This is a genomic window from Streptomyces sp. NPDC002742 (assembly GCF_042888885.1).
GTDB lineage: Bacteria > Actinomycetota > Actinomycetes > Streptomycetales > Streptomycetaceae > Streptomyces.
In genome coordinates this window covers 110,886-123,453 of record NZ_JBIAQF010000002.1, presented here as the reverse complement: position 1 = coordinate 123,453, position 12,568 = coordinate 110,886, and the positions used below count along the sequence as shown (strand labels likewise).

The 12,568-nt window shown below is 67.2% G+C and carries 6 protein-coding genes; 2 read left to right on the top strand and 4 right to left on the bottom strand.

The features are described 5' to 3' along the window. Positions 1-180: 180 nt before the first annotated feature. The 4 genes from ACFYW8_RS03270 to ACFYW8_RS03255 are packed head-to-tail and all read right to left on the bottom strand — an operon-like array spanning position 181 to position 8,009. Complete coding sequence (locus tag ACFYW8_RS03270; RefSeq protein WP_389066976.1) at positions 181-2,577, bottom strand: hypothetical protein; 2,397 nt, start codon at positions 2,575-2,577, stop codon at positions 181-183. Then, entirely contained in the window at positions 2,574-4,820 is a 2,247-nt protein-coding gene (locus ACFYW8_RS03265; RefSeq protein WP_389066970.1) for a hypothetical protein, read from the bottom strand. Before ACFYW8_RS03265 ends, ACFYW8_RS03270 begins: the two co-directional genes overlap by 4 nt. A 9-nt stretch (positions 4,821-4,829) precedes the next feature. Next, entirely contained in the window at positions 4,830-6,977 is a 2,148-nt protein-coding gene (locus tag ACFYW8_RS03260) for a hypothetical protein (protein WP_389066966.1), read from the bottom strand. A 42-nt stretch (positions 6,978-7,019) separates the two neighbouring features. Beyond that, positions 7,020-8,009: a hypothetical protein gene (locus ACFYW8_RS03255; protein ID WP_389066961.1), complete on the bottom strand. Its 990-nt coding sequence runs from the start codon at positions 8,007-8,009 to the stop codon at positions 7,020-7,022. Between the two features lie 187 nt (positions 8,010-8,196). Between ACFYW8_RS03255 and ACFYW8_RS03250 the strand changes: the two genes are divergently transcribed. Continuing rightward, positions 8,197-10,203 carry a hypothetical protein gene (locus ACFYW8_RS03250; protein ID WP_389066957.1) on the top strand — a complete coding sequence of 669 codons (2,007 nt, stop codon included), beginning with the start codon at positions 8,197-8,199 and terminating at the stop codon, positions 10,201-10,203. A gap of 20 nt (positions 10,204-10,223) precedes the next feature. After that, positions 10,224-12,548 (top strand): hypothetical protein, encoded by a 2,325-nt coding sequence (locus ACFYW8_RS03245; RefSeq protein ID WP_389066952.1) that lies wholly within the window; start codon positions 10,224-10,226, stop codon positions 12,546-12,548. Positions 12,549-12,568 lie beyond the last annotated feature (20 nt).

Sequence of the window (12,568 nt, the reverse complement as noted above, 5' to 3'; positions counted from 1 at the left end):
ACGGGGAACCCCAGGGGCGTGAGGAGGCTCGCGCACCAGCGATCCGCTCGGGTGCTGCGGGTGACGGGTGCCAGGAGTCTCGGCAGCCAGTGCCGGGCCCTGGGATGCAGTACAGGAAGGGTCCGGCTCACCTCGGGCGGAAGCGCGGTACGCGGGGCCGTGTCGGAGGGCATTGGCGCGTCACTGCGCGCGTACGGGCACGAGCGAGTCGCTCGTGGGCGTGTAGTTGGTCTGCGAGGAGGTTCCGTCCGAGTGCACGAATGTGAACCGGTAGGAGAACTCGCGCTTGTTCCGATCGGGAAGCGCGATCCAGGTGCGCTGAGTCGTGGTCTGAGCGGGGTCGAGTTCTATGCGCTTGTCACGGTGGTAGTCGGCCTCTGGGTCGGTGTAACGGAGGTCGACGAAGACCGATCTCAGCCCGGAAGGGTTCCAGGCGGGAACGAGATCGATGTCGAGCTGGCCGGGGTAGGGGTCGTTGACGGCCAGTTGGGTGGCGCCGGTGGCGACGGGCTCGCTGGTGATGACGGACCCGTCGGTCATCGTGTGCACGAGCCGGTACGTGTACGTCAGTTCGCTCCGGTCCGCCGTACGCACCTTCCACTGCGTGGCGTTGTCGCCCGGCCGGACGGTGCGGGTGTCACGCAGCACCGAGCCGTCGGGCTCCTGACGGGTCAGTTCGACCCGGGTCTCGTGGACCACGTCCGCGTCGATGTCGTGCGGAGCGACTTCGACCTCGAGGAAGCCGAGGAACTGGTGCGGGTCGATGGAGAGCGTGTGGTGCTCGCTCGTGCCCTCGCGTACGTAGGTCAGGCTCTGTCCCTCCCAGCCGGACTCGGCCGCGAAGTGGTACTCCAGGCGGAAGGCGTAGGTCGTGTCCATCGAGCGGTTCATGAAGAACTTGACGGGCTCGGACGCCGGATGGCCCGCGTCGATCAGCCGGTCGAAGGTCTGCACGCCACCGTCGTCCTCGGGCCTGCCGTATCGGATCGTCACAGCGATGCTGGTCAGACCCATCGCCGCGAAGTCCACCGCGCCGAGCAGTTGCACGGTGATGGTCTTGAAGAAGTCGTCGTTGAGATCGACGTCGATGACATGCGGTGGTCCGTCCAGATCGGCGGCGAGCGTGCTGAAGAATCCCTGGGGTGCGTAGGTGCGCTGTACGGCCTCGGCCCGGTCGTAGGTGAAGGACACTTCCTTGTCCTCGATCTGCATCCCGTAGCGCAGCTTGAACGACACGATCGCCGGATTCACACCACCGGCCGTCGCGGGCGAAGGCACCGCAGCGCGTCCCGGAACCCCTGCGGGAGCCTGCGGCTGCGCGGGCGGGGTCGGCGCGCGAGGGACGGCGGCGGCCAGCGCCGGTGCGGGTGCCGCCGGAGCCGGAGCGGCCGACGCCGGTGCGGGGGCCGCCGGGTTCGGAGCCGGTGGCGCGGGTGCCACAGGAGAAGCGGGTGCCGGGCCGGCGGCTCCCACCGCCCCGGGAAGCCGGGGCACCGCCCCGCCACCGGGGACCCCGCCCGCCACGGGCTGCGCTGCCACGGGCGCCGCAGGCGGAGCGCCGGGCCGGGTGAGAGGCGCGGCCGGCGCCGCCGCCGTCGGGATCGGCCGAGCCGGAGCCACCGGCCCGGAGACGCCGGGGAGGGGCTGGGCCGGTGAGGGAGCCGTGCCGACGAGACGCGCGGGTACGGCCGCTGCGGCCGGGCCCCCCGCGGCGGCGGGTCTGGGGCCGGGCGAAGGCAGGTCACGCGGGCTCAGGCTGGGCTCGAACCACTGCCCGAGGATGTGGTTCATGAACATGTCCAGCGCCCGCTGGATCTTCTCCTCGTTGTCCTCGTCAGTGGTGAACTCCTTGATCTCGATCTTGATGACCTGATCCTGACGCAGTTTCTGAAACGCTGCTTCGAGCCCCACGTGAGCCCAGTAGATCTGGGCGTCCAGACCGACGGCCAGCTCGCTGTACACCCGGCGGAGGTTCGCGGTGATCGTCACCGAGAGGGCAGGGCGCAGTGCCGTGAACTTCAGCCGGTAGATAACACCGACGGGGCTGCCTCCCGCGCGGAAGACCTCCTTGAGCAGCTTCGCGCCTTCGGCGGAGAGCGTGAGGCTGAACATCGCGGTGTTCTCCCCGAACAACGAGGGAACCGCTGTGCCGAGAATCGTCTCCACGGCGCGGAAGGCCCCCTCGGGGAGCTGCGCGACGGTGCCTCCGGGTCCCTGAGCGTTGAGGGCGACACATTGCACATCTCCCTCGTCGAAGGGGACGGGGGACAGGCGGACGGTGCCCGGAGCGCGTTCGGCCAGTTTGCTCTTGATGATCGCCTCGGTTCCCGGGTCGAGGGTCAGAGCGGTCTCGAACATCAGGAAACCGCCGCCTTCCGCTCCCGCTTCGACGGCGGCAGGCCGGTACGTGATCAGCGTGAAGGCCGGCCCCTGCTCCCGTTGGGCGAGCCTGACCGGGGCGGGCAGATACCAGAACTGGTTCGGGTCGGCGTGGTCGGGAAACACCTCGACGCCTTCCAAGAGCACGGATGTAGTGCCGATCTGCAGCATGACGAAGACCTCCAATCCTGGTGTCATGCACCGGGAACATCGAGCACGGGCAGGTTCGTGTCGATCCACGCACCCTCGCGGCTCATGCCGTTGTCGTGGTGGTAGGTCACGCGGTACCGGTATCCCGGCGATCCCGCCATCGTGTACTCGTGGACGACAGCGCCGGCGTGGAGCGTGAACGGGTAGCTCGCGGTCACGGTGTCCGTTCCGGGCGCGGCGAACTGGACCAGCACCTCCCGCACACCGTCCGCGGCACTGGCCGAGGTGTCCACGCGCACCACCACGGCCTGACGGACCGGCATGTCGGGGCTGACGACGAGTCTGAGCTCGCCGGTGGAGCACTCCGGCACCTCTCTCTGATGGCCGTCGACGAACAGCGCCGTCACCCGGTAGGACACGCGCCGCAGTGTCGGGTCCCGCAGGGGGACCTCGAAGACCTGTGAACCCGCTTTGGCGGAACCGAAATCCATGGACGCGTCTTGACGCACCTGATGGGCCGGATCCTCGTACAGCAGGTCGACGAGCAGTGCGCTGACGGCGTTCCAGTCCGCCGCGGGCATGACGGTGAGCTTGTACGTGTCGCTGAAGGGGTCGTCGATCCGAAGGTCGGTCCCTTCGTACTGCACCCACTCACGCACGACATCCTGCCGGTCCCGCCCCCGGTAGGTGAGACGGTACGAGAAAACCTCCGGGGCGGAGTCCGAGAGGAACAGGTACCAGTTCCATGCGGGGTTCTGCTCGGTCATGTCGATCACGTACTGACCGGAGGCGCCCAGTGTCTGGTCCTCGTAGCGCAGTTCGACGGTGACACCGTTCCAGTGGGCCCATGTGAGGTCCTCGGCCCTTATAAGGATCTTGGTCAGGCGGAAGACGTCGTCGGGGCGGATCTCGGCCTTCTCGCCGTCCACGACGCTGCTTGCGCTGATCTCGTTCGGCAGCGTGTAGTTCTCGGTGTTCTTCAGGTGGTACGTGACGTCCATCTGTACCGGCGTCACCATGTGGCCGTCCTCGACCTGACTGAACCACTGCGCCGTGCCTTCGTTGTGCGCCTCGTCGAGCAGGACCGTGGTGGTCTCGCCTCCGTAGCGCAGGTCCACCGCGACGGAGGTGATGTAGTCGCTGGGGAACTGGACCCGGGAGATGACCGCGACCTGACGCTGCCTGAACCACGGGTCGTCGAGCGACACACCTCGGACGAAGTCGCGCCGCGGGCGCCCGGACGCGGTGATGAGGTCGGCGATGCCACTGAGATGCCCCTGAGGGTGGACCGTCCGGCGGATGGCGGTGCTCTGACTCATCTGCACGTTCAGCGACTTCTCCACGTCCTGGACGGACCTGTCGCGCCGGTAGGTGTACGAGCCCAGCAGGGAGAGCCCGCCGGTCACCGCCACCCGGCCGAACTCGGTGGCGAGCCCGGCGGCCTTGTCCCAGCCGTCCGGCGCCGGCCGCGGGGGGAGGGTGACCTCGAACAGGGCATCGGTGATCATGTCGTAGACGGCCGAGACCGCCCGGCTGTGGTCCGCGATCACACTCTTGCCGGCCTCGCCCTCCGGGATGAACAGATTGTCCTGGACGTCGATGATCCGCTCGTCCCGGAGCCTGTCGAGCTCCTCGGTGACCTGGCTGGAGAGGAACACGCCCGAGACGCCGAAGGTCTTGTCGAGCCGTTCCTTCAGCTGCTTCCACTGGACGTTGAGCGTGACCGTGTACGCGGGACGCAGCGCAAGGAACTCCAGCGAGTACACGACGCCGATCGGCACGACGGCACCGTCGAGACAGGCGTCCATGAGCTTCGCTCCGTCGGCGTCGAGCCGGGCCGAGAAGGCGGCCTGGTTCACTCCGTAAAGGCTGGGCTTGGCATGGTGGATGATCCGTTCGACGAAGCCCTGACCGCCTGGTTCGTCACCGGTCTGGCTGTCCAGCAGGACGAGCTTGACCGAACCGTCCTCGACCGGCACCGGCACCGGACGACGTGGCCGGTCGGGGAGGTTCAGCTGGGACTGGATCTGCCCCGCGACGTCGTCCAACACCTGGTCGAGGACGTCGGCATGGGGGCCCAGCACCACGTCGAAGTTCAGTAGGCCCCCGGTGACTTCCTCCTGCATGCCGCGGAACTGGAGCAGCGAGAAGACGGGGACGGGGGTGCCGCCCTCGATGCGTACCGCAATCGACGGACCCATCGGGAGGTAGTACCACTGGAGGGGATCGGCGTGGTCGGCAAAGAGACTGAAGCCGTTCACCGACAGGAAAGGCGGAGCCAGGGAAAGCATGAGGACCTCTCAGGGCGCGACGGCCTGACGCGGCAGCAGCAGATTGGTGTCGGCGGTGGTGACCGGTGCCGTGTTGGCGCTCGTGCCGTCGGCGCGGTAGTAGGTGGCGGTCCAGGTGAAGTCCTTCTTCGCGGCGGCGTCGGTGAGGTAGAACACCACCGGTTGCAGCTGGCCGTCCTTGCGTACGACGACGCTCTGGGTCTGTTGCTGTGCAGGGTCACCGCCGGTCAGGACGACCTTCACCAGGACGTGTGTGCCCCAGTCGACGAGATCGGGTGTGATGGTGACCGCCACCACCGCGGCAACCGGGTCGCCGACGGTGATCGTGGAGTCCTCGGACACCGTGTCGGGGATCTCGCGGATGCTGCCGTCCTTGTAGCGCACGATGGCGCTGTAGGTGACCGTGCCGGCATCGGCCTCAAGGACCGGGAACGACCATTCCTTGTACGCATCGGCGGCCTTGAGGACGTGGTTGTCGCTCCACTCGTACCCGCTCGCGGGATCCTCGTACCGGACGTCGCAGACGATCGAGTCGATCTTGCTGGTGAGGTCACCGACGGCGAAGACCCTGACCTTGCGCACGTTCGTGAAGGGCGACCTCACCCAGATGTGCTGACCGGACGCGTCCGTCCAGTCCCGTTCGATCACCTGGCCGCCGGGCATCCGGTAGTCGACGCGATACCGGACCGGGCGGTCGCGCTTCTCCGCGATCACCCAGCGCAGGGTCTGCTCGGCGTTCTTCTCCTTGGTGAACACGACCTGGTCGCCGATCGGGCTCCCCGAGGAGGGGGTGTACTCGAGGGTGACGGTGGCCGCGTCGACGGTCGCGAAGTCCAGGTTGCCGGGCTGTACCTCCACCTCCAGGACACCGAGATCGTCGACGTTGAGGGTCAGCGGGCCCTTGTTCGGAGCCGGAGGCGAGTTGTAGACCGTGGAGGTCCCCTTGTAGTTGACCTTGAAGGCGTACTGGTACTCCTCGGTGCCGCTGTCGGTGTAGGAGGAGAACGACGCCACCTCGTTGGGTGTCTCGAAGTGGTAGTCGCTCGTGACCAGCTTGTCCGCCTGGTACTCGACGTGCAGGTCCACGCTGTGGACCAGCCCGTCCTTGAAGTCCGCGTTGACCCGCACCGGAACGGTGAAGGAGCGGAAGAAAGGGTCGTCCAAGCTGATCAAGCGGTAGTGGTCGTTCCACTGGATCGGTTGGCCCTTCTTGTCCACCAGGGTCGTGATGTTCGGCAGGGTGCCCTGCGGATTGAACGGCCAGAGCACCGCGGTCTGCTGGCTGATGTCGATGCGGAAGTCGTCGATGCGTATGTTGGTGAACTCGCGGTGGATGCTCTCGTAGTCCTCCAGCACGCTGCGGTCACCGGTGTAGCCCGGAATCTGTTCCGCCATGCGTTTGGTGGCCATGTCCAGCACCGTGCGCCGGATGCTCTCGTCGATCTTGGCGACCAGCTGGGGGTCGGCCCCCACCCCCGCTTCCACGTGGGTCTTGATCACGTCGGAGTTGATCGCCAGCTCGGTGATCTTGTCCGAGAAGGAGTCGGCGCCCCACCCGCCGTCGTCCTTGGCTTCCTGGGCGAAGTGGCGGAACTGGAAGCCGTGGAACGTACCCCAGCCCGTGACGGCGGGCAGTTTCACCCAGCCGTTCAGGCCGTAGGCGACCTGCACGATGCCGCCCTTGCCCTGCATGGCCTCGGCGAAGAGGGTGGCGCCGAAGTCGGGGACCTCCACCGTGAACGGTGTGACGTTGTCGCCGTACAGCGAGGGGCTCACCGGGTTCCAGACCTTGGTGACGAGCTTCTCGTCCACGTCGGAGAGATTGATGTGGGCTGTGCCGTTGGCCCAGGTGATGGATCCGAGGGAGACCTTGTCGGCGAGATCGGCCCCCACCTGCTGGCGCAGCTGCTCCATGATCACCTGGCGCGTGGCGTCATCCAGGGCGAACTGGGTGTCGAAGGTCGTGAAGCCGCCTCCGGTCTTACCCAGGGGACCCGGCCTGGGCTCGCGGTACTTCAGATACATGAAGATGGGCCGGCCCTCGGGGTCGCAGCGGAAGGACGGCATCTGCGGCACCGCGTAGAACAGCGCCGGATCGGCGTGGTCGCCGTAGACCTGGACGCCGGAGATCATCTGGGCTTTGTCGATCTGGAGCATGCTGTCCTCGCTTCGGCCGGGCCCGGCAGCCGCCGGCGGCTCTCAGACCCGAACCTGGGGGCTGGTGGAATGGACGGTGTGCTTCGGGACGGCGACGCCGCCGGCGGTGGTCTCCGTCACGTCGATCACGAGCTCTCCGCCGAGGTCGTCCTGGGCGCTGGCCACCAGCCAGGACGCCGTCCAGTCCGGTTTGCCCAGGGTGACGGTGCGGTGATCGGGCAGCCCGTCGCCGGCCGGTTCGTACCAGACGTCCAGGACGACCACTGCCCCGTCGGTGCGACCCGGTGCCTGGCAGGTGACCGTCACCAGTCCCAGGGCGGCCTCGTCGATGGTCCAGCCGGAAGCGCCTGGGCGAAGGGTGCGTCGATAGGGCTTGCCGCTCTCGCCGTGGACGGCCATGTCGAGGCTCTCCGCGGTCGGCAACTGTTCCGGGACCGGGCCGCCGGGCGAGAACGTCACCGTCCACGGGGCGCCCGCGCTGTCGGTGCCGGTGAGGTCGACCGCTCTGACCGGGGCGGTGCCCAGCGCCACCGTGAGGCGCAGCGGCAGCGTTGCGGCAGGAGCTGCCGGGTCGGTGGTGGGCGACTCGGTCGCCGTGCCGGTCAGGAAGACATGCCTCGCATCTGCCGGGGCATCACTCATCGCCTCACCGACGTCGAGGTCGCGGACCACCTCATCGGTTCCGAGAACTCCGTCGAACCGGACGAGCAGCTGCCCCTGTCGGCCGTTGAGTGCCTCGCGCGCGACGGCAAGCAGGGCCGGTGGCAGAGGTCCCGTCAGGAGAGCGGTGTACGGAGGCATCCCGGAGGAGGCCGACGATGCCAGCACGGTCTCCTCCTCGCCCTCCCGTCGGGCCACCAAGGTGACCTGACGTACCGTCACTGGACCAGGGGTGACGATCACGGTGGCTGCCGGCACGTCCATCTTCTCGGCGGCTTGCGCCACCAGAGCGGCGGTCTCCTTGCCGTCCGGCCACCAGTGCGCGCTGATCTGCACGGATGCGGACGTGTCGGTGCCCACCACCGTCGCCATCGGCACACCGTGAGCGGAGATGTCCAAAGCGGGCCTGCCGGGGAGGAGTTGGACCGTCGGAGGGTCGAGCCGCGTCACGACGATTCGCGCTTGGGAATCGGTGAACATTTTGCCCCTCGTGGGTGATTGTGCTCATATTGAGCTTAGAGCGCGATCCGCCCGAACGCAGGAGAAGAGGTGGGCGCCAGTGCTCCTCCTCCCGGCCCTCATCACTCGTCCCACCTGGTCTCTTTTCGCCGACGACGAGTTCGCCCAGGTCTTCTACGCGATCGCGTCGCTTCCCCGGCTCAGCCGGGATTCCGATGGCGTCACTCTGCTGTCACTGATGCGTTATCGCTCCACACCCGGTGGCCCCGGGGGCGGAATTATTGAATTGCAAACAGATCTGTCCCTGCGGCCGGAGGAGCAGGCGGAGGCGGTCGCCGCCGCCCGGGCGAGCTGTGCAGGGGCGGTCGAACCCCGTATGGACCACCCGCTCTGGCTGGACGGAACAGCGACGCTTTCCCTTCTCGGCTCCGCGGTGGACGGCGACGGGGGGCCCGTGAGCGCGCAGCCGTCGCTGTCGGGGGCGAGTCCGGCGGCGTTCCAGGCGGCGCTGACGCGCGAGGCGACAACTGTCCAATGGGAAGCGCTACGTGAGGGAAAGCCCGCGCTTCAAGCTTCCTACCGGATGCACGCCATGGCCCGCATCCCGGACGGCAGGGTCCACGCCTACGCCCGCGGCGCCGATGTCACCGCACTGTGGGACCGGCTCAGTGCGGTCCCCGACGTGCGGGGCGCCCTGGTCGAGGCTTCCGCCGCCGGCGTCGAGGTCCTGGACTGGCCTGCGAACGGCGATCCGGAACTGCTGCGGGCGTTCATCGACTGGGGATGGGACTGGCTCGCGCCCTGGCTGCCGCCGCACGGCACGCCCCCCGGTTCCGACATCGACGCGGAGTTCACCGGCTCCGCGGGGTTGCCGTGGCCCTTCGAGATCGGGGGCAGCCTGGACGCGCTGGAGTTGCCCCGTGACGAGGGATGTTTCCTGTCGGTCGACCTGTCCGATCCGATCTTCCAGCAGCGGCGCCTGGTGACGCGGTGCAACGCAGACTTCTCCTCGGGCCGGATCGCGGCGGTCACGGCCCATGTCGACTACGGGGACCGTCACCACTCGGCCGTGTTCACCGACAACGAGACAGCCGACCGGTTCGTGTGTCCCGTCGACCCCGCCCTCGGCCGCACGGTCATGATCCGGCCGGTGGTGTCCTTCGCGGCGTCGAGCGCTGTGATGGAACTGCCCGAGATCCGAACCGACATGGAGATCGTGCTGATCAGCGTCGACACGGACGGCTGGCTGACGATCGACCTGAGCGCGGCCGCGCTGGACTGGGCGACGGTCCGTCACGTGGAAGTGGGGCTCCGCTACGAGGACGCCGAGCGCGGTGTCGAACGGGTCGAGGACACCCTGAAGTTCGACGCCGCGCACCCTGCCCAGCGCTATGAACGCGCCCTGTACGCACCGGTGACCAAGCCGTACGAGATGCGGCTGTCCTACGACCTCACCGACGGGCGGACCACCGACGTCGACTGGGTGCCGGCCACGGACCGGACGGTCATCATTCCGCCGCCGTCGGATGTCCGGCGGACGGCACGACTGAGCGCGGGCGGGTGGCTCTACGGCATCACGGCCTTCTTCGTGGACCTGGAGAGCAACGACGGCTCCGGCCACACGTCGGCCACCACCGTGCGACTGACACCCGAGGCCGACACCGCGAACTGGCTGACCGGGTCCGCCGACACAGCCCCTTCGACTCTCAAGTACCGCGTTACGGCCCTCTTCGCCGACGGACATTCCACCGTCGACGCCTGGAAGGAAGCCTCATTTGGCGAGCGGCTGTACATCGGACCGGCGCCCACCGCGGTCCTGGAGGTCACCGTGGTGGCCGACCTCGTCGACTTCTCGGTGGTCAAGCTGGTGAAGACCACCCTGAGCGAGTCGGGCCCGGCCGGGGAGACGGACACCCACGAGGTGATGTTCGCGCCCGGGCGGCCCACCAGCATCGGCCTGCGACTGCTCTTGTCGGACAAGGCCGCTGAGTCGCCGGACCGCTACACCGTCACCTCCACGTTCTACCTGCGCGACGGCGGGCGTCGCAGCACGCCCGAGACACCTGGATCCGATCCGGTGATCGTTCTGCAGCTCCCTCCCGCGTGAACGGCTGTCAAGGAGACGTCATGCTGAACCTGTTGAACAAGTTCGTGGTCCCCGACGTGGGTCACGTGGACATCTACCAGGACGACGAGGATCCGCTTCAGTTCTGGATGGTTCCCCAGCCCGTCCGTCTCATGACCGGCCCCGACGGGGAACCGACGCTGTCGATTCTCGCCTTCGCCCGGGATCTGAGCTTGCTGGCCGGGATTGACGAGCCACTACCCGAAGGTGAGACCGAGGGCGGGATTCTGAGCATGACGGTCGAGTCCACCGTGGACAAGGCGGATCAGGACAAGATCGTCGCGTATCTGCGCAGTCAGGTGCTGTCCGGCGCAATGGACCTGGCTCGCCCTGTCGCGGTCGGCGGACAGGTGGTGACGGAGTATCGGCAGGCCACGGGCGGCGACCCCAAAATCGCCTACCCCACCTGGGTCGAGGGTGATGTGCAGTTCTGCCTCCCGTCGGCCCTCGGCCCGACCTTCATCAAAGGGGACGATGCCAAGACGAAGCCGTCCCTCACCGGCTCGAACGTGGCGAGCTTCACCATCGCCTTGGGGCAGGAAGGTATCCGGCTGTTCCGCGAGGGTGTCAAGTCGGGCAAGCTCACCGCGCATGTGGCGTACTCCCTGAAGTTCGTCGCCAGGGTGCCCGCCATCACCGTCACCGTCTCGGGCGACGCGAACAACGTCTACGAGGAACTCAAGGAACACGCCCCCATCGTGGAGACCGAGGACGGTGTTCCCGTCCGCAGTTATCCGCAGGTGTCCAGCCTCAAGGAGCTCAAGAACATCGCGGGCAGCCTCGATGTGCAGTACACGAAATTCGACTTCGCCACCGGTGACGACAAGCTGCGCGAGCAACTGGAGACTTTCGTCCTCGAGATCACGGAGACGTACCTGAAGAACATCTTCACCCAGCCGGTCATCAACGGACAGCTCAACAAGGAGAAGCTGGGCACGGACCCGATGCAGAACTTCAAGCCGCCCGATGCACCCCCCGTCGGAGGAAACCAGCTCTGGCTGAAGGAGTTCAAGCAGACCGACATCCGCGAATTCGGGATGACCTTCCACGGCAGCATGGCCCGGCCGTTCTCGGCAAACCCCAACGCGGCGCTGGTCGCCATGGTCACCAAGCCCCAACTGGAGAAGGCATTCACGACCGCGGACCTCAACACACCCATCTTCCAAACGCTCCAGGTCCCTGTGCGGGTGACCGCCGACTTCAAGAATGACCCCATCGCCGGTATCCAGGTGACGCTGGACTACCACCAGACCGACGACCGTACCGGCGAGGCCAAGGCGTTCTCGCAGACGTACGACTTCGTCAAGGGCGACGAGACGTACTACTTCCGCACGACCCTTGCCAAGGACGCCCAAGGAGCGCCGAAGAACACCTACAGCTACTCCAGCAGACTGCACTACAAGGCGGCGCAGCAGTCGACGGACATCGGCCCGCAGACCACGCGCGAGAAAAGCCTCATCATCGGGTACGACCGCCTTGGCTGCGTCGACGTCAAGGTGGTCGCGGGCACCGTGCCGTGGACGGCGGTGCAGTCCATCCAGGTCGACCTGAAGCTTCCCGGGGTGAACCTGCCCTCCGCGACGCAGACCCTCGTGCTCACCGCCACGGCGCCGGAGGGAAGCTGGTTCAGCTACACAGGCGGGCAGACCTCGCAGGAGTACGAGTATTCCTGCGAGTTCCTGCTCAGGAACGGCAGCAGGCTCGTCACCGGACCGGACCGCACTTCCACGGCCCAGCTGCTGATCGACGCCCCATTCGAGGACCGCATGGCAGCGACCTTCACTCCTCAAGGGCTCTTCCCGCCCCTTCAGTCGATCGTGCTGTCCACCAAGTACGCCGACGAGGACGCCAAGTACCACACAGAGGACACGCACGTGTTCGTCAACAACACGGAACCCTGGCGCTGGGAGGTCGACCTGCCCGACGCGAAGAAGCGTGAGTTCCAGTACAAGGCCGACATCAACTACGCCGACGGGACGACGGCATCCGGACAGTGGCAGGTCGGCCAGGAGGGCAGCGTCCCCGTCGGTGAGGTCAAGAGCTCGCTGATGGAGGTGTCCGTGACCGCGGGGGCACTGGACATGACCAAGTGGAAGCTCGTGGTGGTGAAACTGCGCTACGAGGACCCCGTCACGCACGCGGTGCAGGACGAGACGTTCCAGCTGACCGCTGGCAACGCCGCTCAGAACCCGTCCTGGAAGGTGACGCTGAAGGATCCCGCCGCCCAGACCTACACGTACGAGGTCGAGGGCTACGGCACCGACGGCACACGCAAGTCCGTGCCCGTCACCTCCACCAGCGACGAGCTGCTCGTTCTCGAGCTCTGACGGCGGCAGCGGGCGCTGAA

Coding starts and splice junctions, on each gene's coding strand:
- ACFYW8_RS03255 (WP_389066961.1), bottom strand. CDS start 8,009: ATGGCGACGGTGGTGGGCACCGACACGTCCGCATCCGTGCAGATCAGC.
- ACFYW8_RS03260 (WP_389066966.1), bottom strand. CDS start 6,977: ATGCTCCAGATCGACAAAGCCCAGATGATCTCCGGCGTCCAGGTCTAC.
- ACFYW8_RS03265 (WP_389066970.1), bottom strand. CDS start 4,820: ATGCTTTCCCTGGCTCCGCCTTTCCTGTCGGTGAACGGCTTCAGTCTC.
- ACFYW8_RS03245 (WP_389066952.1), top strand. CDS start 10,224: ATGCTGAACCTGTTGAACAAGTTCGTGGTCCCCGACGTGGGTCACGTG.
- ACFYW8_RS03270 (WP_389066976.1), bottom strand. CDS start 2,577: ATGACACCAGGATTGGAGGTCTTCGTCATGCTGCAGATCGGCACTACA.